Source organism: Pseudomonas sp. CCOS 191, assembly GCF_001007005.1.
Lineage (GTDB): Bacteria > Pseudomonadota > Gammaproteobacteria > Pseudomonadales > Pseudomonadaceae > Aquipseudomonas > Aquipseudomonas soli.
In genome coordinates, this window is record NZ_LN847264.1 from 4,946,278 (window position 1) to 4,967,770 (window position 21,493).

A 21,493-nucleotide genomic window follows, 5' to 3' on the forward strand; every position below is an offset into this window, starting at 1 on the left:
TGAGAACAAAAAGCGGGGCCGCAAAGCGGCCCCGGATGTGTCACGTTACTGCAGGTGGTTCAGATCATTCAATCTGACCATGGCAATGCTTGAATTTCTTGCCCGAGCCACACCAGCAAGGCTCGTTGCGGCCGAGCTTCATGTCGTTGCGCACAGGGGCCGATGCAACGGCGACTTCAGCGCCCTCCTCGGCCAGTTGCTCGCCTTCCAGGCCAGGTGCGGCGGCGTGCTGGAACTGCATGCGGCTGGCCAGTTCCTCGGCCTCGCGGCGCAGACGGGCTTCTTCCTCGACCGGGTCTTCGCGACGGACCTGAACGTGCGACAGCACGCGGATGGTGTCGCGCTTGATCGACTCGAGCAGCTCCTGGAACAGGGTGAAGGATTCGCGCTTGTACTCCTGCTTGGGGTTCTTCTGCGCATAGCCGCGCAGGTGGATACCGTGGCGCAGGTGGTCCATGGTCGACAGGTGGTCTTTCCACAGGTCGTCCAGCACGCGCAGCAGGATCTGCTTCTCGAAGGTACGCAGGGCGTCGATGCCGGCCTGGTCTTCCTTCTCGTTGTAGGCGTCGGTGATTTCCTTGAGCAGCTTCTCGCGCAGGGTCTCCTCGTAGAGGTGATCGTCCTCGTCGAGCCACTGCTGGATCGGCAGCTTCATGGCGAAGTCGCTGGACAGCGAGGCCTCGAGGCCAGCCACGTCCCACTGCTCGGGCAGCGACTGCGGCGGGATGTGCTGGCTGATGGTGGCATCGAGCACTTCCAGGCGGAACTCGGCGATGGTGTCGCCGATGTTCTCGGCCGCCAGCAGGCTGTTGCGCATGTGGTAGATCACCTTGCGCTGTTCGTTGGCCACGTCGTCGTATTCGAGCAGTTGCTTGCGGATATCGAAGTTGCGACCCTCGACCTTGCGCTGCGCTTTCTCGATGGCGTTGGTCACCATGCGGTGCTCGATGGCCTCGCCGGACTGCATGCCCAGGGCCTTCATGAAGTTCTTCACCCGGTCGGAGGCGAAGATGCGCATCAGGCTGTCTTCCAGCGACAGGTAGAAGCGGCTCGAACCGGCATCGCCCTGACGGCCGGCACGGCCACGCAGCTGGTTGTCGATACGGCGAGATTCGTGGCGCTCGGAGGCGATCACGTGCAGGCCACCGGCCTCCAGCACTTGCTGATGACGCTTCTGCCAGTCGGCCTTGATCTGGGCGATCTGCTCGGCGGTCGGGTTGTCCAGGGCGGCGACTTCGGCCTCCCAGTTACCGCCCAGCAGGATGTCGGTACCACGGCCGGCCATGTTGGTGGCGATGGTCAGGGCACCCGGCGCACCCGCTTGCGCGATGATCTCGGCTTCTTTCTCGTGGTACTTGGCGTTCAGGACCTTGTGGTCGATACCTTCCTTCTTGAGCAGGTTGGACATGTGCTCGGAGGTTTCGATGGTCGCGGTGCCGACCAGGACAGGACGGCCCTGGGCCATGCTTTCCTTGATGTCGGCGATGATCGCCGCGTACTTCTCGTCGGCGGTCAGGTACACCAGGTCGTTGAAGTCCTTGCGCGCCAACGGCTTGTTCGGCGGGATGACCATCACGTTGAGCGCGTAGATCTGCGCGAACTCGAACGCCTCGGTGTCGGCGGTACCGGTCATGCCGGACAGCTTGGTGTACAGACGGAAGTAGTTCTGGAAGGTGGTCGAGGCCAGGGTCTGGCTCTCGGCCTGGATGTTCAGGTTTTCCTTGGCCTCGATGGCCTGGTGCAGGCCCTCGGACAGGCGGCGGCCCGGCATGGTGCGGCCGGTGTGCTCGTCGATCAGGAGGATCTGGCCGTCCTGGACGATGTACTCGACGTTGCGATGGAACAGCTTGTGCGCGCGCAGGCCGGCGTAGACGTGGGTCAGCAGGCCCAGGTTGTGCGCGGAGTACAGGCTCTCGCCCTCGGCCAGCAGGCCGGATTGGGTGAGCATGTCCTCGATGAACTGGTGGCCGGCCTCGTTCAGTTCGACCTGGCGGCTCTTCTCGTCGATGCTGTAGTGACCCTCTTGGGTCACCTGGCCTTCGACTTCCTCGATGTGCTGGGTCAGGCGCGGGATCAGGCGGTTGATCTCGATGTACAGCTTGGAGCTGTCCTCGGCCTGGCCGGAGATGATCAGCGGGGTACGCGCTTCGTCGATGAGGATCGAGTCGACTTCGTCGATCACCGCGAAGTTCAGTTCACGCTGGAACTTCTCGTCCTGGCTGAACGCCATGTTGTCGCGCAGGTAGTCGAAACCGAATTCGTTGTTGGTGCCGTAGGTGATGTCCGCGGCGTAGGCGGCGCGTTTCTCTTCCGGCGGCTGGAAGGCCGAGACGATGCCCACGGTCAGGCCGAGGAACTCGTACAGCGGGCGCATCCAGTTGGCGTCGCGGCGGGCCAGGTAGTCGTTGACCGTGACCACGTGCACGCCCTTGCCGGACAGCGCATTGAGGTAGACGGCCAGGGTACCGACCAAGGTCTTGCCTTCACCGGTACGCATTTCTGCGATCATGCCTTCGTGCAAGGTCATGCCGCCGATCAGCTGGACATCGAAGTGACGCATGCCCATCACGCGCTTGCCAGCCTCACGGGCCACGGCAAAGGCTTCGGGCAACAGTTGATCAAGCGTTTCGCCTTTGGCCAGGCGTTCCTTGAACTCTGCGGTCTTGCCCCGCAGCTGCTCGTCGGAGAGGGCCACCATCTTCTCTTCGAAGGCATTGACGGTGCTCACCGTCTTGAGCATGCGTTTGATTTCACGCTCGTTCTTGCTTCCAAAAAGTTTTTTTAACAAAGGCGCAAACATATCGGCAGGATCTTCCACACGTAGGGATGGAGGGCGGCCCCATGAGTCGCCCGTGCAGCCCAGAGGCCGCATGCGAACGAGCATTCTACCCGGAAACGATGGTGAGGAAAGTGGTGGATTTCCACGATGCTGGCACAGCGCTTTTAGGGGGCCTGACTAACATAGGGGCTTTTTGCGCAAGTTCAAGGTGCGCGCAGATGAAACGTATCGCGAATGACTTGCATCAAGATCCCAGCCCGCATGGCTGTTTCGCACATTGCGTTGGAGCGGGCTTGCCCCGCGATCAGGCGGCGCCTGTTAAACTGCCGGTCTAGCAACCCGCCGCGAACCTCCATGGCCTACAAACCCTCCTCCGCCCACCTGCCCTCGGCCCTGCTGCGCAAGGCGCGCCCGCTGCGCCTGCTGCTGAACCAGGCCGAACGCCTGGAGCACCTGCAGCGCCTGCTGGAAAGCCAGCTGCAGCCAGCCGCCCGCGAGCATTGCCACGTGGCTTCCTGGAAGGAAGGGACATTGTTGCTGGTAGTTACCGACGGCCATTGGGCGACCCGCCTGCGCTACCAGCAGAAACGCCTGCAGCGTCAGCTCCTGGGCATGGAAGCCTTCGCCAACCTGACGCGCATACTGTTCAAGGTGCAACCGCCGCTGGTGGCAGCCAAACGCGAAGGGCAAGGACCTGAGCTGTCGGAGAACGCTGCCGAGAGCATTCGTGGTTCGGCCCAGGGCATCAGTGATCCGAAGCTGCGCGCCGCGCTGGAACGCCTGGCCGCGCATGCGCAGGGCAAAGCCTGATAGACGATCGCCGCTCCCACGCGCCATCTTCTGGCCATAAAAAAGGCCACCCGAAGGTGGCCTTAATCACTAGAGAGAGTGTTCGAACTTACACAGCCGCAACAGGGCGCATGTACGAGATCGGTGCCGTGCTGGCATCTTCGAAGGTGACCACTTCCCAAGCGTCGGTTTCTGCGATCAGCTTGCGCAGCAGCTGGTTGTTCAGCGCGTGTCCGGACTTGTAGCCCTTGAACTCGCCGATCAGGCTGTTGCCCAGCAGGTACAGATCGCCGATGGCGTCGAGGATCTTGTGCTTGACGAATTCGTCATCGGAACGAAGGCCGTCTTCGTTGAGCACACCGGTTTCGTCGACGACGATGGCGTTCTCGACACTGCCACCCAGCGCAAGGTTGTGCTTGCGCAGGTACTCGATGTCACGCATGAAACCGAAGGTACGGGCACGGCTGACTTCCTTCACGAACGAGGTGCTCGAGAAGTCGACGACCGCGCTTTGGGTCTGGCCCTTGAGGACCGGGTGATCGAAGTCGATCTCGAAGCTCACCTTGAACCCGTCGAAGGGCAGGAAAGTGGCGCGCTTGTCGCCCTCTTCCACTGTCACTTCACGCAGGATGCGGATGAACTTCTTCGGTGCGTCCTGTTCTTCCAGGCCGGCCGATTGGATCAGGAATACGAAGGGTCCGGCGCTGCCATCCATGATCGGCACTTCCGAGGCGGAGAGCTCGACGTAGGCGTTATCGATGCCCAGGCCCGCCATGGCGGAGAGCAGGTGCTCGACCGTATCGACTTTGACGTCACCGTTGACCAGCGTGGTGGACATGGTGGTCTCGCCGACGTTGGCCGCGCGCGCCGGGATTTCGACCACAGGGTCGAGGTCGGCGCGACGGAAGACGATGCCGCTGTCGACAGGCGCAGGCTTGAGGGTCAGGTAGACCTTCTCCCCGGAGTGCAGGCCGACGCCTGTGGCACGGATGGTATTCTTCAGGGTGCGTTGTCTAATCATGGCATTGGCCGCTTCAGCGCAAATTGCGAACAGGTATCAACAAAGGCTGGGGATGATAACAGACCCGGCCTTTGCTGAACACCAATCACCCTTATACCCCTGATAAATTCCATTAATCGGCCTGACGACGCAGGAACGCCGGGATATCCAGGTAGTCCAGATCATCCTGAGGGTTGAGTTTAGCGGCTGCCGCGGCACCTGCATGGGCCTGGTTGCGCATCACGGTCGGACGCTCCAGGTCACGGTAGTTGACGGCCGACTGCTCCTGGCGAACCGGGGCCGGGTTGGAAGCCTCGTACGCCTGCTGGGCGGTCTGCAGGGTGTTGTCGACCACCTTGACCGGTTTCTCGATGCGCGCGCCCAGGCCAGTGGCCACGACGGTCACGTGCAGCTCGTCGCGCATGTCCGGGTCGATCACGGTGCCGACCTTGACCATCGCGTGGTCGGAGGCGAAGGCCTCGATGATGCTACCCACGTCGGAGTACTCGCCCAGCGACAGGTCAGGCCCTGCGGTGATGTTCACCAGGATGCCGCGGGCGCCCTGCAGGTTGACGTCTTCGAGCAACGGGTTGCGGATCGCCGCCTCGGTGGCTTCGCGAGCACGGTTCGGGCCGCTGGCGCAGCCGGTACCCATCATCGCCATGCCCATCTCGCCCATCACGGTGCGTACGTCGGCGAAGTCGACGTTGATCATGCCCGGACGCTTGATGATGTCCGAGATGCCGCGCACGGCGCCGGCCAGCACGTCGTCAGCCTTGGCGAAGGCGGACAAGAGGCTTGCATCCTTGCCCAGGATGGTCAGCAGCTTCTCGTTGGGGATGGTGATCAGCGAGTCGACGCTTTCAGCCAGCATGCGGATGCCTTCGTCGGCGATCTGCATGCGCTTGCGGCCTTCGAACGGGAACGGACGGGTCACCACCGCGACGGTGAGGATGCCCATTTCCTTGGCCACTTCGGCGATGATCGGCGCCGCGCCGGTACCGGTACCGCCACCCATGCCGGTGGTGATGAACACCATGTTGGTGCCCTGCAGCACTTCGGCGATGCGCTCACGGTCTTCCAGCGCGGCCTGGCGGCCGACTTCCGGATTGGCGCCAGCACCCAGGCCCTTGGTCACACCGGTGCCCAATTGCAGGATGGTGCGCGCGCCGATGTTTTTCAGCGCCTGAGCATCGGTGTTGGCGCAGATGAATTCCACGCCCTCGATGCTGCTCTTGACCATGTGGTTGACGGCGTTGCCGCCGCCACCGCCGACGCCGATCACCTTGATGACCGGACTTTGCGGGACGTTGTCTACGAGCTCGAACATTTTCCCTCTCCTTACAGTTCTCTAGTTGTCGCGCCTACCACTACTGCTTTGAAACTCAGAAGTTGCTCTGGACCCAACGCTTGAGTCGCTCAAGCACTGGACCCTTGGGTTCATCGCCATAGCTGTTGTTGCTGCTGTTGCTGTTGCTGATACCGGTCAGGGACGGGTCCTCGGACTGCTTCTGCAGGCCGTAGGTGAGCAGGCCCACGCCGGTGGAATAGATCGGGTTGCGCACCACGTCGCTGAGGCCCCGAACGCTGTGCGGCACGCCCAGGCGTACCGGCATGTGGAAGATTTCCTCGGCCAGTTCCACGGCGCCTTCCATCTTCGCGGTGCCGCCGGTGAGGACGATGCCAGCCGGCACCAGGTCCTCGAAGCCGCTGCGACGCAGTTCGGCCTGGATCAGGGTGAACAGCTCGTCGTAACGCGGCTCCACCACTTCGGCCAGGGCCTGGCGCGACAGCTCGCGCGGCGGGCGATCACCCACGCTCGGCACCTTGATGGTCTCGCCGGCACCGGCCAGCTTGGCCAGGGCGCAGGCGTAGCGGATCTTGATTTCCTCGGCGTACTGCGTAGGCGTACGCAGGGCCATGGCGATGTCGTTGGTGACCTGGTCGCCGGCGATCGGGATCACCGCAGTGTGGCGGATCGCGCCTTCGGTGAAGATGGCGATGTCGGTGGTGCCGCCACCGATGTCCACCAGGCACACGCCCAGCTCTTTCTCGTCGTCGGTCAGCACCGAGTAGGCCGAGGCCAGTTGCTCAAGGATGATGTCGTCGATTTCCAGACCGCAGCGACGCACGCATTTTTCGATGTTCTGCGCCGCGTTCACCGCGCAGGTAACCACGTGGACCTTGGCTTCCAAGCGCACGCCCGACATGCCCAGGGGCTCGCGCACGCCTTCCTGGTTGTCGATCACGTAGTCCTGCGGCAGGGTGTGCAGCACCCGCTGGTCAGCCGGGATGGCCACGGCCTGGGCGGCATCGAGCACGCGCTCGAGGTCAGCGGTGCTGACTTCGCGGTCGCGGATGGCGACGATGCCGTGGGAGTTCAGGCTGCGGATATGGTTGCCAGCAACACCGACGAACGCCGAATGGATGCGGCAGCCGGCCATCAGCTGGGCCTCTTCGACGGCGCGCTGGATCGACTGCACGGTCGATTCGATATTCACCACCACGCCCTTCTTCAGGCCGCGTGACGGGTGGGTGCCGATCCCGACGATCTCCAGGGTGCCGTCCTCGCCGACTTCCCCCACCAGCGCCACCACCTTGGAGGTGCCGATGTCCAGCCCGACGATCATTTTGCCGCTATGCGCGTTTGCCATGGTCCTGCCTCTCTCTAATTCTTCGCAACGGCGGGTTGGGCCGTCGTCGGTGCATTCGGTTCCCGCCAACCAACGGCAAGTCCGTTGGAATAACGCAGATCGATGCGGGCGATATTGGTGATCTGGTCTTTAAGCGATTTGTCGTAAATGGCAATGAAACGGCGCATCTTCTCCACCAAATGGTCGCGCCCCAGCAGCAGCTCGATGCCTGGGCCGGCGCTACCCGCGCCAGTGGTCAGGAACCAGCTGCCTCGCTCGCGCAGCTCCAGGCGAGCGATGGAAAAGCCCATGGGGCGCAGCATCTGGCTCAATACCTGATACTGCTGCATGACTTGTTGCTGAGCGCGCTGCGGCCCGAACAGCTGCGGCAGGTGCTCGTAGTTGGCCAGCTCGCGCGGGGTGAAGGCCTGGCCCTGGTTGTTGAGCAAGGCCTCGTCGCCCCAGCGCGCCACCGGCAACTGTTCTTCCAGGCGGATCACCACCTCGTCCGGCCACACCCGGCGCACTTCGGCGTGGGCGATCCAGGGCATCTGCTCGAGCTCGACGCGCATCGCCGCGAGGTCGACGGTGAAGAAGCTCGCCGCCACGTAGGGCGCGATCCGCTGCTGCACCGCCTGCTGGCTGATGTAGCTGAGGTCGCCCTGCACGGCGATCTTGGTGATCGGCCGGTCGGCGTAGGGCATCAGGCGAATGGCACCCTCATAGGCACCAAAACCGGCGGCCACCAGCAATATCGGCCACAGCAGGTGCTTGAGGCCGCCGAAGCTTGGCCGCGGCAGGCGCGCCGATACGGGCTCGTCGGCCACCAGTCGGCTGGCACCACGCGGCACCGGCTTGCTACGGCCGGTAACGGGTGGCTGCTGACGTATCATCGCGCCTTGCATGGCTATTAACCTCTCGTCGCTACGCTGTCGGCCAGGATCGCCAGCACCAGTTGCTGGAAGTCCAGGCCGGCGGCACGGGCCGCCATGGGCACCAGGCTATGGTCGGTCATGCCCGGTGCGGTGTTGACCTCGAGCAGCCAGAAACGGCCCTGCTCGTCCTGCATCACGTCCAGACGGCCCCAGCCCTCGATGCCAACGGCATCGCAGGCGCGCGCGGTAAGGTCGATCAGCTCTTGCTCCTTGACGCTGTCCAGGCCGCACGGGATGCGGTACTGGGTGTCATTGGCGATGTACTTGGCGTCGTAGTCGTAGAACACGTGCGGGGTGCCCAGCGCGATCGGCGGCAGCACCTGGCCACGCAGCACGGCGATGGTGAATTCCGGGCCGTGGATCCATTGCTCGACCAGTACCTGCGAATCGTAGTTGGCGGCGTCTTTCCAGGCGGCGACCAGCTCTTGCTCGCTGTTCACCTTGGCCATGCCGATGCTCGAACCTTCATGGGCGGGTTTGACGATCAACGGGAAGCCCAGTTCCGCACTGGCGGCCACGCAATCCTGCTCGCTGGCCAGCACGGCGTGACGCGGCGTGGGGATACCCAGGCTCTGCCACACCTGCTTGGTGCGCAGCTTGTCCATGGCCAGCGCCGAGGCGAGGATGCCACTGCCGGTGTAGGGAATCCCCAGGCACTCGAGCAGGCCCTGCATGCTGCCGTCTTCACCGCCACGGCCGTGGAGAATGATGAAGGCGCGGTCGATCTTCTCGCTCTGCAGGCGGGTCAGCAGGTCGTCGCCGACGTCGATGGCGACTACGTCGACACCAGCGTTGGTCAGCGCCTCGATCACTGCCTTGCCCGACTTCAGGGAAACCTCACGCTCGGCACTCTTGCCACCGTACAGCACGGCGACGCGGCCAAAGGCCTTGACGTCCAGGGTCGAATGCAACTTGTCGTAGGCGCTGGTCATTTCGACTTCTCCTGCTTGGCGCCTGCGAACAGCGGGCTTTTCATCAATTGCGGGGCCAGGCCGCCGACATCGCCGGCACCCTGGCAGATCAGGATGTCGCCGGCACGCAGCAGCGGCTTGACCAGCGGCGCGAGCTCGGCGCCGCGTTCGATATAGATCGGGTCGAGCTTGCCGCGCTGGCGGATGCTGTGGCACAGCTGGCGGCTGTCGGCGCCGGGGATCGGCTCTTCGCCGGCCGGGTAGACCTCCATCAGCAGCAGCACGTTGGCATCGCCCAGCACCTGCACGAAATCGTCGTACAGGTCGCGGGTGCGGCTATAGCGGTGCGGCTGGTAGACAATCACCAGGCGGCGGCTCGGCCAGCCACCACGCACGGCCTTGATCACCGCGGCGACCTCGGTCGGGTGGTGGCCATAGTCGTCGACCAGCATCACGCTGCCACCGTCGACCGGCAGCTCGCCGTAGACCTGGAAGCGTCGACCGACGCCCTGGAAGCCCGACAGGCCCTGGACGATGGCCTCGTCGCTGATGCCTTCGTCGGTGGCGATGGCGATGGTCGCCAAAGCGTTGAGCACGTTGTGGTTGCCCGGCATGTTCACCGACACTTCCAGCGGCTCGCAGTCACGGCGCAGCACGGTGAAGTGGGTCTGCATGCCCTGCTGACGCACATTGATGGCGCGGATGTCGGCCTCTTCGCTGAAGCCGTAGGTAACCGTCGGGCGCTTGACCTGCGGCAGAATCTCGCGCACCACCGGGTCGTCCAGGCACATCACCGCCAGCCCATAGAATGGCAGGTTGTGCAGGAACTCGACGAAGGTCTTCTTCAGCTTGTTGAAGTCGCCTTCGTAGGTGGCCATGTGGTCGGCGTCGATGTTGGTGACCACGGCCACCATGGGCTGCAGGTGCAGGAAGCTGGCGTCGCTCTCGTCGGCTTCGGCGATCAGGTAGCGGCTGGTGCCCAACTGCGCGTTGGTCCCGGCCGCGGTCAGGCGACCACCGATGACAAAGGTCGGGTCCAGGCCACCGGCGGCGAACACCGAGGCCAGCAGGCTGGTGGTGGTGGTCTTGCCGTGGGTGCCGGCCACCGCCACGCCATGGCGATAGCGCATCAGCTCGGCGAGCATCTCGGCACGCGGCACCACAGGGATGCGGCGCTCCAGTGCGGTGGCGACTTCCGGGTTGGCCGGATTGATCGCGCTGGACACCACCAGCACATCGGCGTTGGCGGCGTTCTCGGCGCGGTGGCCGACGAAGATCTCGGCGCCGAACGACTCAAGGCGCTCGGTGACCGGCGACACCTTGAGGTCGGAGCCGGACACTTCATAGCCGAGGTTCAGCAGCACTTCGGCGATGCCGCACATGCCCACGCCGCCGATACCGACGAAGTGAATGCGACGGATACGGCCCATCTTCGGATGCGGCATGGCTTTCTGGCTCTCAACCATGGGCCACCTCCAGGCAGATATCCACCACGGTGCTGGTTGCGGCAGGTTTGGCCAGGCGGCGGGCGGTGCCGGCCATGGCATTGAGTTTCTCGGGTTGCATCAGCACCTCGTTCAGGCGTTCAGCGAGCTGCGCTGCGCCAGTAGTCGCTTGTGGCATCAGGAAGGCGGCGCCTTCACGTGCCAGGTATTGGGCGTTGTGGGTCTGGTGGTCGTCGATGGCATGGGGCAAGGGCACCAGCATCGAGGGCAGGCCCGCCGCCGCGAGTTCGCTGACGGTCAGGGCACCGGCCCGGCACACCACCATATCGGCCCAGCCATAGGCATGGGCCATGTCCTTGATGAACGGTTCGACCTGGGCCTCGACCCCCGCCTCGTGATAACGCTCGGCGGTGACGGGCGCGTGGTTCCTGCCCGCCTGGTGGAAGACTTCGGGGCGCAGGTTCGCCGGCACCTCGGACAGGGCCTTAGGCAACAATTTGTTCAATGGTTCCGCACCCAGGCTGCCGCCCATGACCAACAGGCGCGCACGGCGCTCGGCCAGGGGGGCGCGCAGGGCGTCCATGAACAGCTCCGGGCGCACCGGATTGCCGGTGGTGCGCAGCTTGTCGCTGGCGGCAAAGGTGTCCGGGAATGCTTCGCAGACACGCGCGGCCAGCGGCAGCAGCAAACGATTGGTGGTACCGGCGCGGGCATTCTGCTCGTGGATCACCAGTGGCACGCCACACAACCGCGCGGCTACGCCACCGGGGCCGGTCACATAGCCACCGAAGCCGACCACGCAGACCGGCTTGAGCTCACGGACGATGCGCCGCGCCTGCAGCACGGCCTTGACCAGGGTGAACGGCGCCTTGAGCAGCGACAGCTTGCCCTTGCCGCGCAGGCCGGTGACCTGGATCAGGTGCAGCGGCAGGCCGGCCTGGGGCACCAGTTCGTTCTCGATGCCACGCGGGGTACCCAGCCAGTGCACGCTGTAGCCGCGGGCCTGGAACTCGCGGGCACAGGCCAGGGCCGGGAACACGTGGCCCCCGGTGCCACCGGCCATGATCAGGACATTCTTGCCGTCAGCGGCCATGACTGGTCTCCTCGGCAAAATCGCTCTCCTTGAACTCGTGTTCCTCGCTGCCCAGATGGGTGCGACTCTCCCACTCGATGCGTAAAAGCAGGCCGACACAGGCGCAACAGATCACCAGGGAACTGCCCCCGTAGCTGAGGAACGGCAGGGTCAGGCCCTTGGTCGGCAACAGGCCGACGTTCACGCCGATGTTGATCAAAAACTGGCCGATCCACAGGAACGACAGGCCGAAGGCCATGTAGGCGGCGAAGTACTGCTTGGCCTTCTCGGCCCACAGGCCGATGTACAGGGCACGCACGGTGATGAACACGAACAGTGCGATGGTCAGCAGCGAGCCGATCACCCCCAGCTCTTCGGCCAGCACCGAGAACACGAAGTCGGTGTGCGCCTCGGGCAGGTAGAACTGCTTCTGCACGCTATTGCCCAAGCCCACGCCCAACCATTCGCCGCGCCCGAAAGCGATCAACGCCTGGGTCAGCTGGTAGCCGGAGCCGAACTGATCGCTCCAGGGGTCGGTGAAGGTGATCAGGCGCGCCATCCGGTAAGGCTGGGCCTGGACCAGCACCACCACCGATATGACCGCCAGCACCACCATCAGCGAGAAGCGGAACAGCCCCACCCCACCGAGGAACAGCATGGCCGCCGCAGCGCCCATCATCACCACCGTGGCACCGAAGTCCGGCTCCATCAGCAGCAGGCCGGCCATTGGCAGCAGCACGATGAACGGTTTGAAGAAGCCCATCCAGCTCTCGCGCACCTCGGTCTGGCGACGCACCAGGTAGCCAGCGAGATAAATGACCACGAAGACCTTGGCGATCTCCGACGGCTGGACGTTGAAGAAGCTGAAGCCGATCCAACGCATCGAACCGTTCACCTCACGGCCGATACCGGGCACCAGCACCAGCACCAGCAGGCCGAAGGCGCCGATCAGCATCATGAAGCCCATGCGCTGCCAGGTGGCGATCGGCACCAGCATGGTCATCAACCCGGCGCCCAGGCCCAGAGTGACGTACACCAGGTGGCGGAACATGTGGTACAGCGGGTTGCCCGACTGCACCGCGGCCACTTCGGAGGAAGCCGAGGTAATCATCACCAGGCCCAGGCCGAGCAGCGCCAGGCAACCGGCCAGCAGCGGGAAGTCGAGGTCGATGCCACGGCCGCTGATCAGCGGCGACGGGTACGGCTTGAGGATGCCGAAGATCATGCCAGCCCCTCCGCTGCCTGGGCGAACAGGCGCCCGCGTTCTTCAAAGTTCTTGAACATGTCGAGGCTGGCGCAGGCCGGCGACAGCAGCACGGCGTCACCGGCGCGGGCCAGCTCGGCGCAACGCTGCACGGCCTCATCGAGGGTCTGCACGGGCACCAGTTGCACGGCATCCTTCAGGGTTTCGGCCAGGCGTGCGGCATCGCGGCCGATCAGCACCACGGCGCGGCAATGCTGCGCCACCGGGGTGCGCAAGGCCGCAAAATCGGCGCCCTTGCCATCGCCGCCGGCGATCAGCACCAGTTTGCCCTCGATATCGGCACCCAGGCCTTCGATGGCCGCCAGCGCGGCACCGACGTTGGTGGCCTTGGAATCGTCGTACCAGTTCACGCCGTTGCGCTCGCGCACCCACTGGCAACGATGGGCCAGGCCCTTGAATTCGCGCAGCGCTTCGAGCATCGGCTCGAACGGCAGGCCGACGGCGTGGCCGAGGGCCAGGGCAGCCAGGGCGTTGCTGTGATTGTGGGCGCCGCGGATCTTCAGCTCACGCACTGGCATGAGGGTCTGGAACTCGAACGCCAGGTATTTCTCGCCATCCACTTCACGCAGGCCGAAGGCCTTGAAGTCCGGTGCGTTGAGGCCAAAGGTCCAGCACGGACGGCCTTCGACCGGCAACGGACGGCTCAGGGCATCCTGGCGGTTGACCACCACCTGGCGGGCGCCGCGGAAGATCCGGTGCTTGGCCAGGTGATAGGCCGGCAGGCCGCTGTAGCGGTCCATATGGTCTTCGCTGATGTTCAGCACGGTGGCTACTTCGGCGTTGAGCTGGTCGGTGGTCTCCAGCTGGAAGCTCGACAGCTCCAGCACGTACAGCTCGACGTCATCAGCCAGCAGGTCCAGGGCCGGGGTGCCGAGGTTGCCGCCGACCGCCACACGTTTGCCTGCCTTGGCGGCCATCTCGCCGACCAGGGTGGTCACGGTGCTCTTGGCGTTGGAGCCGCTGATGGCCACGATCGGCGCCTTGGCGTGATGGGCGAACAGCTCGATGTCCCCGGACAGCTTGACGCCACGCGCGGCAGCCTGTTGCAGCGCAGGCGTAGCCAGGGCCAGGCCCGGGCTGACATACAGCTCGCTGGCCCGGCACAGGAAGTCCACGTCCAGCTCGCCACAGCGCACTTCCACCTGCGGGTATTCACGGCGCAGGGTGTCCAGTTCCGGCGGTTGCTCGCGGGTGTCGGCGACCGCAAAGGCAATGCCCCGGCTCGCCAGGAAGCGAACCAGGGACATGCCGCTCTTGCCGAGGCCGACAACGATGCGGAATTGGTCGGAAGCGATCAGTGACACGCTCGTTTACCTCAGTTTCAGGGTGGCAAGGCCAATCAGCACGAGAATCACGGTGATGATCCAGAAGCGGACGATCACCCGTGGCTCGGGCCAACCCTTGAGTTCAAAGTGGTGGTGGATCGGCGCCATGCGGAACACGCGCTTGCCGGTGAGCTTGAACGAGGCCACCTGGATGACCACCGACAGGGTTTCCATCACGAACACGCCGCCCATGATGAACAGGACGACTTCCTGGCGCACGATCACCGCGATGGTGCCCAGCGCAGCGCCCAGGGCCAGCGCGCCGACGTCGCCCATGAATACCTGGGCCGGGTAGGTGTTGAACCACAGGAAGCCCAGGCCCGCGCCGATCAGCGCGCCGCAGAACACGATCAGTTCGCCCGCGCCCGGCACGTACGGGATCAGCAGGTATTCGGCGAACTTCACGTTGCCCGACAGGTAGCAGAAGATGCCCAGCGCGCCGCCGACCATCACCGTCGGCATGATCGCCAGGCCATCGAGGCCGTCGGTCAGGTTGACCGCGTTGCTCGAGCCGACGATGACGAAATAGGTCAGCACGATGAAGCCGGCGCCCAGCGGGATGGCCAGGTCCTTGAGCATCGGGATGATCAGCGTGGTCTCGACGCTGGTCGGCGCGGTCTTATACAGGAAGATCGCCGCAGCCAGGCCGAACACCGACTGCCAGAAATACTTCCAGCGGCTCGGCAGGCCGCGTGAATTCTTCTCGATGACCTTGCGGTAGTCGTCGACCCAGCCGATGGCGCCGAACGCAAGGGTGACGATCAGCACCACCCATACATAGCGGTTGGTCAGGTCAGCCCACAGCAGGGTGCTGATGGCGATGGCGGAGAGGATCAGCGCACCGCCCATGGTCGGGGTGCCGGACTTGGACAGGTGCGATTGCGGGCCGTCGTTACGCACGGCCTGACCGATCTGGCGGATCTGCAGGGTACGGATCATCCACGGGCCCAGCCACAGGGCCAGGGACAGCGCGGTCAGTACACCCAGGATCCCGCGCAGGGTCAGGTACTGGAAGACCGCGAAGCCCTTGTGGAACTGTTGCAGATACTCAGCCAACAGCAGCAGCATTAATGTTTCTCCCCGCTGGCGCCGCACAGTGCGGCCACGACGTTTTCCATCGCAGCGCTGCGCGAGCCCTTGATCAAGATAGTGGTGTCGCTGGCGGTCTCGGCCTTGACGGCTTCGATCAGCTCAGCTTGAGTGGCGAAATGGCGGCCATTGGTACCGAATGCCTTAACGGCGTAGGCCATGTTGGTGCCCACCGCGTACAGCGCATTGACCTTGCCACGTGCGTAGTCACCCACCTGGCGATGACCTTCCTCGGCCCATTGCCCCAGTTCGCCGATATCCCCGAGCACCAGGACGGTGCGGCCGGAAAAGCCGGCGAGTATATCAATGGCGGCACACATCGAGGTGGGATTTGCGTTGTAGCTGTCGTCGATCACCCGCACACCATTCGGCGCAATCTGCGCAACGGTACGGCCCTTGACCGGTTGCACGGCGCCAAGGCCGGCGGCGATGCCGCTCAGGCTCAGACCAACGGCATAGGCTGCAGCGGCGGCGGCCAGGGCGTTGCTGACGTTATGGGTGCCGAGCAGGTTCAGTTGCACCGGGACGCTGCCGTCCGGGCCATGCAGGGTGAACGAGGGGCAACCACGGGCGTCGCGGCCAATATCGCTGGCGTGGAAGTCGGCCTGCGGATTGTCCAGCGCGAAGCTGATAACGCGATGATTGCCCGCGCGCTGGCGCCAGATGTCGAACGCCTTGTCGGCCAGGTTGAGGATGGCCGTGCCACCCTCGCCCAGGCCTTCGAGGATCTCGCCCTTGGCCTCGACGATCTTCTCCGGGCCGCCGAACTCACCGACGTGGGCGGTACCGGCGTTGTTGATGATGACCACCTGCGGCCGGGTCAGGCCGACGGTGTAGCGGATCTCGCCGATGCGCGAGGCCCCCAGTTCGATCACCGCGGCGCTGTGCTCCGGAGCGATTTCCAGCAGGGTCAGCGGTGCGCCGAGGTCGTTGTTGAGGTTGCCACGGGTGGCATGCACCGGCCCGCGGGTACGCAGGATCGCGGCGAGCATTTCCTTGACCGTGGTCTTGCCGCTGGAGCCAGTAATGGCCACCACCGGCTTGTCGAAGGCAGCACGATTCAGCGCGCCGAGCTGGCCAAGCGCTACACGGCAGTCGGCAACCACCAGTTGCGGCAGATCGACATCGGTGATTTCGCGCTCGACCAGCGCGGCGACGGCCCCCTTGGCCTTCACATCGGCCAGGTAGTCATGGCCATCGAAGCGCGGCCCGCTGAGGGCGACGAACAGTTGACCGGCAGCGACGCTGCGGCTGTCAATGCTGACGCCGGTGAAACTGGCGTCGGCGCCTGCCAGGCATGCGTTCAAAGCAGCAGTCAGCTGGCTGAGCATCATGGGCTTAAGCATGTGGAGCCTCCCAGGCGGCTAGGGCCTTCTCGGCTTCGACCAGATCGGAGAAGTCATGGCGCTCGCCATTGATCTCCTGGTAATCCTCGTGGCCCTTGCCGGCCAGGACGATCACATCCTCGGCAGCAGCAGTGGCGACCAGATGGGCAATGGCCAGGCCACGGCCGGCGACGAACTCCACGCCGTCGGGCTGGGCAAAGCCGGGGCGAATGTCATCGAAGATACGCTGCGGGTCTTCAGTGCGCGGATTGTCATCAGTCACCAACACACGATCGGCCAGGCGCTCGGCCACCGCCGCCATCAGCGGGCGCTTGCCGGCGTCACGATCACCACCACAGCCGAACAGGCACAGCAACTTGCCGTGGGCGTGCGGGCGCAATGCCTCGAGCACCTTTTCCAGGGCATCCGGGGTGTGGGCGTAGTCGACCACCACCAACGGCTTTTTACCGCCACCCAGGCGCTGCATGCGGCCGACCGGGCCCTGCAGCTGCGGAGTGACTTTCAGGATCTCGTCCAGCGAATAGTCCAGCGCCAGCAGGGTAGCCACCGCCGCCAGCATGTTGCTCAGGTTGAAGCGCCCCAGCAGCTGGCTGCGCAGGCTGCGCTCGCCCTGTGCGGTGACGAGGGTGGCACGTACGCCATCATCGTCGAACGTGGCCTCGCGGCAGAACAGCGAAGCGTCCGGGTTTTCCAGGCTGTAGCTGAGCAACCGGGTCTCGATATGATCGGTACTCGGGCGGCGGGCGAAATCGGCAGCCAGGCGGCGTCCGAACTCATCATCCAGGTTGACCACCTGGCAACGCAGGCTCGGCCAGGCGAACAGCTTGGCCTTGGCGGCCTCATAGGCCTCCATGCTGCCGTGATAGTCCAGGTGATCGCGCGACAGGTTGGTCATCACCGCGATATCGAACTCCAGCGCGGCGACCCGCCCCTGCTCGAGGGCGTGAGAGGACACTTCCATGGCCACGGCCCTGGCACCCGCTTTTTTCAGGTCGTTCAGGGTCGACTGCACGGCGATGGGGTCCGGCGTGGTCAGGCGGCCGCTCTGCAATTCACCGTAGAAGCCGGTGCCCAGGGTGCCGATCAGCCCGCAACGCTGACCAAGGGCGTCGAGCGCCTGGGCCACCAGCTGGGTGACGCTGGTCTTGCCGTTGGTACCGGTGACACCCACCAGGTTCAACTGGCGGCTGGGTTCGCCATAGAAGCGTCCGGCGATCTGCGACAGCTGGCCGATCAGCCCCTTGACCGGGATCAGCGGTGCGTCGGTAAGCGGCAACACGCAGGTGCCCTGCTCTTCATAGGCGACCGCGGCGGCGCCACGGGCCAGCGCGTCGGCAATATGCTCACGGCCGTCGACCTTGGCGCCCGGCACGGCGAGGAACAGATCGCCCTGGCGCACCTGGCGGCTGTCCAGGGTCAGCTCACGGATCAACGGATCGCGGCTGGCATGGGCGAACAGTTTGCTCAATGGCATCGTCATCAACCTCGCCCTCCCTTGGCGGGTACTGCGCTGGCTTGCTGCGTCGAGGGCGGCAGGTTGTCCGGCGGTACATTCATCAGGCGCAGGGTGCCCGACATCACTTTGCTGAATACGGGGGCCGAGACCAGGCCGCCGAAGTAGCCGCCCTTGCTCGGCTCGTCGATGACCACGACGATGGCATAGCGCGGGTCGCTCATCGGGCCGAAGCCGGCGAACAGCGAACGGTAGGCGTTCTCGGTGTAGCCCTTGGAACCGACGGTGGCTTTACGCGCCGTACCGGACTTGCCACCCACGTGGTAGAACGGCACCTGGGCACGGAATACCCCGCGCGGTGCTTCGATTACCTGCTGCAGCATGCCCTGCACGGTTTCGGCGGTTTCCTTGGGGATCGCCTGGACCGATTCCGGGGCCTTGTCGACCTTGAGGATCGACAGCGGCACCATCTTGCCGTCGTTGGCCAGTGCGGCGTAGGCATGCACCAGTTGCAGGGCTGTCACCGACACGCCGTAGCCATACGACAAGGTCGCGGTCTCGGCCTTGCGCCACTCGCGGTGGTTGGGCAGGTTGCCGACACGCTCGCCGGGGAAGCCAAGGCCGGTGTACTGGCCCAGGCCTACCTGGGACATGACCCGGTAGATGGCCTCGCCACCGATATCGAAGGCGATCTTGCTCATGCCGACGTTGGACGAGTTGATCAGGATGCCGGTCAGGTCGAGAATCGGGCCCTCGCTGCGCGACACGTCCTTGATGGTGTAGCGGCCGATTTGCAGGCTGCCCGGATAGACCTCGACCTTGTCGGTGACCTTCCAGCGGCCACTCTGCAAGGCTGCGCTCATCGAAATCGGCTTGACCGTCGAGCCCGGCTCGAACACATCGATGATCGCCCGGTTGCGCATCGCGGCCGGGAACATGCTGCGGCGGTTGTTCGGGTTGTAGGTCGGCTGGTTGACCATGGCCAGGACCTCGCCGGTCTTGACGTCCATGATCACCAGGCTGCCGGCCTTGGCTTCCTGTTCGGCAATGGCGTTGCGCAGCTCGCGGGTGGCCAGGTATTGCAGACGCAGGTCTATCGACAACGCCAAGGTCTTGCCGGCCTTGGCGTTCTTGGTTACCTGGATGTCCTTGATCAGCCGGCCACGCCGGTCCTTGATCACCTGCCGCTTGCCGGGCACCCCGGCGAGCCATTCGTCGTAGGCGAGTTCGACGCCTTCACGACCATGGTCATCCAGGTCGGTGAAGCCGACCATGTGTGCGGTGACGTCGCCGGCCGGATAGAAACGGCGGAACTCTTCGAGGCCATAGACGCCTGGAACCTTCAGGTCGAGGACGTGCTGGCCCTGCTCCGGGGTCAGGCCGCGGACCAGGTAGATGAACTCCTTGCTCGCCTGCTGGGTGAGGCGCTCGCTCAGCTGCTGCGGATTCTGCCCAAGCGCGGCGGCCAGCTGTGGCCAGCGATCCTTGGCCGCTTGCATTTCCTTGGGGTTGGCCCACAAGGTGGTGACGGGCGTACTGACAGCCAGCGGCTCGCCGTTGCGATCGGTGATCAGGCCGCGGTGCGCGGGGATGGGAATATGACGCAGGCTGCGGGCGTCGCCCTGCCCCTTGAGGAAGTCGCGGTCGACAACCTGCAGGTCGATGATGCGCCAGCAGATGGCACCGACCATCAGCGCCAGCAAACCGATCACTACCCGGAAGCGCCAGGGGTAGAGTGCGCCTTCGAGCTTCATCATGGCGCCACCATCCGCACTTCGTCGGCGGCGGGCACGCGCATCCTGAGCTGCTCCGAGGCCAGGCTCTCGATACGGCTGGAGGCAGTCCAGGTGCTTTGCTCGAGGATCAACCGGCCCCACTCGGCCTGGGCCTTGTCGCGCTCGTTCAGTTCACCGTACAGGGTGTTGAGCAACTGACGGTTCCAGTGGGCGCTGTAGGAAACGGCGATCGACGAAATCAGGACGGCGACGAACAGCAGAAGCATCAGGAAGCTTCCGCCTGGCAGCGGCTTGGCAAACAGCCTGCTCACCGCAACTTCTCCGCTACCCGCATCACGGCGCTGCGCGACCGCGGGTTGGCCTTGAGTTCGGCTTCGGAGGCGAACTGCGCCTTGCCGATCAATTTGATCTTCGGCTCGAAGGCCTTGTGCTGGACCGGCAGGTTGCGCGGCAGATTGTCTGCCTCGCCCTTGACCAGCTTGCGCATGAACAGTTTGACGATACGGTCTTCCAACGAGTGGAAGCTGATCACTGCCAGGCGGCCACCCACCTCAAGGGCGTCGAGCGCGGCTTCAAGGCCGGTCTCGAGGTCGCCAAGCTCGTTGTTGACATGGATACGCAGCCCCTGGAAGGCGCGGGTCGCAGGGTTCTTGCCCTTTTCCCAGGCAGGGTTGGCGACCTTGAGCACTTCCGCCAGGTCGGCGGTACGGGTGAACGGCTGCTTCTCGCGGCGCTCGACCACGGCGCGCGCCATGCGACCGGCGAAGCGCTCCTCGCCGTACTCCTTGAACACGCGGGCAATTTCTTCGACGGGGGCGGTGGCGACGAACTCGGCGGCGCTGATGCCCTGGCCCGGGTTCATGCGCATGTCCAGCGGGCCGTCGTTAAGGAAGCTGAAGCCGCGCTCGGGGTCGTCCAGCTGCGGCGAGGATACGCCCAGGTCGAGCAGAATGCCGCTGACCTTGCCGTCCAGGCCGCGAGCGCGCACTTCGTCGCCGAGTTCGGCAAAGCTGCGCTGCACAATGACAAAGCGGCCGTCTTCGGCCGCCAGCGCTTGCCCGGTGGCAATCGCCTGAGGATCCTTGTCGAACCCCAGCAACCGCCCTTGCGGCCCGAGCTTGCTGAGGATCAGGCGGCTGTGGCCGCCACGCCCGAAGGTGCCGTCCAGATAGCAACCGTCGGCGCGCAGGGCCAATGCCTCGACGGCTTCGTCGAGGAGGACGGTGATGTGGTTGAAGCCGCTATCTATGGTCACAGGATCAGGTCACGCAAATCATCGGGCATGGCGCCCGGTTGTTGAATAGCTGCAAGGTCGGCTGCCGAAACCGCGTTCCAGGCATCCTCATCCCACAGCTGGAATTTGTTCAGCTGCCCCACCAGCATCGCCTTCTTGTCCAGCTTGGCGTACTCACGCAGGCGGGGCGGTACCAGGAAACGCCCACTGCCATCGAGCTCCAGGTCCACCGCATTGCCGATCAGCAAACGCTGCAGGCGACGGTTTTCCTCACGCAACGACGGCAAGGCACGCAACTTGGCTTCTATCTGCTCCCACTCATCGAGGGGATAAACACACAAGCAGGGGTCAACGGCGTCGATGGTCACGATCAATTGACCATTGCAACGCGAATCGAGCTCGTCACGGTACCGGCTCGGCATGGCGAGACGGCCCTTTGCATCGAGGCTGACGGCGTTGGCTCCGCGGAACACGGCTGCGAT

The 21,493-nt window shown here is 64.5% G+C and carries 18 protein-coding genes; 1 reads left to right on the top strand and 17 read right to left on the bottom strand.

The window, feature by feature from the left end; genetic code table 11:
* Positions 1–64 precede the first annotated feature (64 nt).
* The gene (gene secA / locus CCOS191_RS22080; protein WP_046857002.1) at positions 65–2,800 is read right to left on the bottom strand and encodes a preprotein translocase subunit SecA; all 2,736 of its coding nucleotides are present in this window, start codon (positions 2,798–2,800) and stop codon (positions 65–67) included.
* Between the two features lie 333 nt (positions 2,801–3,133).
* On the opposite strand from secA, the gene CCOS191_RS22085 reads away from it, so the two are divergent.
* Positions 3,134–3,589: a DUF721 domain-containing protein gene (locus tag CCOS191_RS22085; protein ID WP_046857003.1), complete on the top strand. Its 456-nt coding sequence runs from the start codon at positions 3,134–3,136 to the stop codon at positions 3,587–3,589.
* An 88-nt stretch (positions 3,590–3,677) separates the two neighbouring features.
* Here CCOS191_RS22085 and lpxC read toward each other — a convergent pair whose 3' ends face one another.
* From lpxC to mraZ, 16 genes are all read right to left on the bottom strand, one after another.
* Positions 3,678–4,589 carry a UDP-3-O-acyl-N-acetylglucosamine deacetylase gene (lpxC, locus tag CCOS191_RS22090; RefSeq protein ID WP_046857004.1) on the bottom strand — a complete coding sequence of 304 codons (912 nt, stop codon included), beginning with the start codon at positions 4,587–4,589 and terminating at the stop codon, positions 3,678–3,680.
* Positions 4,590–4,701: 112 nt separating this feature from the next.
* A complete protein-coding gene (gene ftsZ / locus CCOS191_RS22095; protein WP_016395521.1) occupies positions 4,702–5,898 on the bottom strand; it encodes a cell division protein FtsZ in 1,197 nt (398 codons plus the stop codon).
* Positions 5,899–5,953: 55 nt separating this feature from the next.
* Positions 5,954–7,222: a cell division protein FtsA gene (ftsA, locus tag CCOS191_RS22100; protein ID WP_028689735.1), complete on the bottom strand. Its 1,269-nt coding sequence runs from the start codon at positions 7,220–7,222 to the stop codon at positions 5,954–5,956.
* A 14-nt stretch (positions 7,223–7,236) separates the two neighbouring features.
* Entirely contained in the window at positions 7,237–8,106 is an 870-nt protein-coding gene (locus tag CCOS191_RS22105; protein WP_046857005.1) for a cell division protein FtsQ/DivIB, read from the bottom strand.
* Between the two features lie 5 nt (positions 8,107–8,111).
* On the bottom strand, positions 8,112–9,068 hold the full coding sequence (locus CCOS191_RS22110; RefSeq protein WP_046857006.1) for a D-alanine--D-alanine ligase: 957 nt from the start codon (positions 9,066–9,068) through the stop codon (positions 8,112–8,114).
* Positions 9,065–10,513: a UDP-N-acetylmuramate--L-alanine ligase gene (murC, locus tag CCOS191_RS22115; protein ID WP_038707416.1), complete on the bottom strand. Its 1,449-nt coding sequence runs from the start codon at positions 10,511–10,513 to the stop codon at positions 9,065–9,067. Before murC ends, CCOS191_RS22110 begins: the two co-directional genes overlap by 4 nt.
* Positions 10,506–11,585, bottom strand: coding sequence for an undecaprenyldiphospho-muramoylpentapeptide beta-N-acetylglucosaminyltransferase (gene murG / locus CCOS191_RS22120; protein WP_046857007.1), 1,080 nt, complete (start codon positions 11,583–11,585; stop codon positions 10,506–10,508). The genes murC and murG overlap by 8 nt, the downstream gene beginning before the upstream one ends.
* Complete coding sequence (ftsW, locus tag CCOS191_RS22125; protein ID WP_046857008.1) at positions 11,575–12,789, bottom strand: putative lipid II flippase FtsW; 1,215 nt, start codon at positions 12,787–12,789, stop codon at positions 11,575–11,577. The genes murG and ftsW overlap by 11 nt, the downstream gene beginning before the upstream one ends.
* Entirely contained in the window at positions 12,786–14,132 is a 1,347-nt protein-coding gene (murD, locus tag CCOS191_RS22130; protein WP_046857009.1) for a UDP-N-acetylmuramoyl-L-alanine--D-glutamate ligase, read from the bottom strand. The genes ftsW and murD overlap by 4 nt, the downstream gene beginning before the upstream one ends.
* Before the next feature lie 6 nt (positions 14,133–14,138).
* Positions 14,139–15,221 carry a phospho-N-acetylmuramoyl-pentapeptide-transferase gene (mraY, locus tag CCOS191_RS22135; RefSeq protein ID WP_011535540.1) on the bottom strand — a complete coding sequence of 361 codons (1,083 nt, stop codon included), beginning with the start codon at positions 15,219–15,221 and terminating at the stop codon, positions 14,139–14,141.
* The gene (locus tag CCOS191_RS22140) at positions 15,221–16,588 is read right to left on the bottom strand and encodes a UDP-N-acetylmuramoyl-tripeptide--D-alanyl-D-alanine ligase (protein WP_046857010.1); all 1,368 of its coding nucleotides are present in this window, start codon (positions 16,586–16,588) and stop codon (positions 15,221–15,223) included. The genes mraY and CCOS191_RS22140 overlap by 1 nt, the downstream gene beginning before the upstream one ends.
* Positions 16,581–18,068 (bottom strand): UDP-N-acetylmuramoyl-L-alanyl-D-glutamate--2,6-diaminopimelate ligase, encoded by a 1,488-nt coding sequence (locus tag CCOS191_RS22145; protein WP_046857011.1) that lies wholly within the window; start codon positions 18,066–18,068, stop codon positions 16,581–16,583. Before CCOS191_RS22145 ends, CCOS191_RS22140 begins: the two co-directional genes overlap by 8 nt.
* On the bottom strand, positions 18,068–19,795 hold the full coding sequence (locus CCOS191_RS22150; RefSeq protein ID WP_172670937.1) for a peptidoglycan D,D-transpeptidase FtsI family protein: 1,728 nt from the start codon (positions 19,793–19,795) through the stop codon (positions 18,068–18,070). Before CCOS191_RS22150 ends, CCOS191_RS22145 begins: the two co-directional genes overlap by 1 nt.
* Positions 19,795–20,088, bottom strand: coding sequence for a cell division protein FtsL (gene ftsL / locus CCOS191_RS22155; RefSeq protein ID WP_046857013.1), 294 nt, complete (start codon positions 20,086–20,088; stop codon positions 19,795–19,797). Before ftsL ends, CCOS191_RS22150 begins: the two co-directional genes overlap by 1 nt.
* Positions 20,085–21,032, bottom strand: a complete 948-nt coding sequence (gene rsmH, locus CCOS191_RS22160) for a 16S rRNA (cytosine(1402)-N(4))-methyltransferase RsmH (RefSeq protein ID WP_046857014.1) — start codon at positions 21,030–21,032, stop codon at positions 20,085–20,087. The genes ftsL and rsmH overlap by 4 nt, the downstream gene beginning before the upstream one ends.
* Positions 21,029–21,484, bottom strand: coding sequence for a division/cell wall cluster transcriptional repressor MraZ (mraZ, locus tag CCOS191_RS22165; RefSeq protein ID WP_011535546.1), 456 nt, complete (start codon positions 21,482–21,484; stop codon positions 21,029–21,031). Before mraZ ends, rsmH begins: the two co-directional genes overlap by 4 nt.
* Between the last annotated feature and the right edge of the window lie 9 nt (positions 21,485–21,493).

What these genes read in the sequence shown, in the direction of transcription:
- secA (WP_046857002.1), bottom strand. Translation starts at nt 2,800, where the DNA reads ATGTTTGCGCCTTTGTTAAAAAAACTTTTTGGAAGCAAGAACGAGCGT.
- CCOS191_RS22085 (WP_046857003.1), top strand. Translation starts at nt 3,134, where the DNA reads ATGGCCTACAAACCCTCCTCCGCCCACCTGCCCTCGGCCCTGCTGCGC.
- lpxC (WP_046857004.1), bottom strand. Translation starts at nt 4,589, where the DNA reads ATGATTAGACAACGCACCCTGAAGAATACCATCCGTGCCACAGGCGTC.
- ftsZ (WP_016395521.1), bottom strand. Translation starts at nt 5,898, where the DNA reads ATGTTCGAGCTCGTAGACAACGTCCCGCAAAGTCCGGTCATCAAGGTG.
- ftsA (WP_028689735.1), bottom strand. Translation starts at nt 7,222, where the DNA reads ATGGCAAACGCGCATAGCGGCAAAATGATCGTCGGGCTGGACATCGGC.
- CCOS191_RS22105 (WP_046857005.1), bottom strand. Translation starts at nt 8,106, where the DNA reads ATGCAAGGCGCGATGATACGTCAGCAGCCACCCGTTACCGGCCGTAGC.
- CCOS191_RS22110 (WP_046857006.1), bottom strand. Translation starts at nt 9,068, where the DNA reads ATGACCAGCGCCTACGACAAGTTGCATTCGACCCTGGACGTCAAGGCC.
- murC (WP_038707416.1), bottom strand. Translation starts at nt 10,513, where the DNA reads ATGGTTGAGAGCCAGAAAGCCATGCCGCATCCGAAGATGGGCCGTATC.
- murG (WP_046857007.1), bottom strand. Translation starts at nt 11,585, where the DNA reads ATGGCCGCTGACGGCAAGAATGTCCTGATCATGGCCGGTGGCACCGGG.
- ftsW (WP_046857008.1), bottom strand. Translation starts at nt 12,789, where the DNA reads ATGATCTTCGGCATCCTCAAGCCGTACCCGTCGCCGCTGATCAGCGGC.
- mraY (WP_011535540.1), bottom strand. Translation starts at nt 15,221, where the DNA reads ATGCTGCTGCTGTTGGCTGAGTATCTGCAACAGTTCCACAAGGGCTTC.
- CCOS191_RS22140 (WP_046857010.1), bottom strand. Translation starts at nt 16,588, where the DNA reads ATGCTTAAGCCCATGATGCTCAGCCAGCTGACTGCTGCTTTGAACGCA.
- CCOS191_RS22145 (WP_046857011.1), bottom strand. Translation starts at nt 18,068, where the DNA reads ATGACGATGCCATTGAGCAAACTGTTCGCCCATGCCAGCCGCGATCCG.
- CCOS191_RS22150 (WP_172670937.1), bottom strand. Translation starts at nt 19,795, where the DNA reads ATGAAGCTCGAAGGCGCACTCTACCCCTGGCGCTTCCGGGTAGTGATC.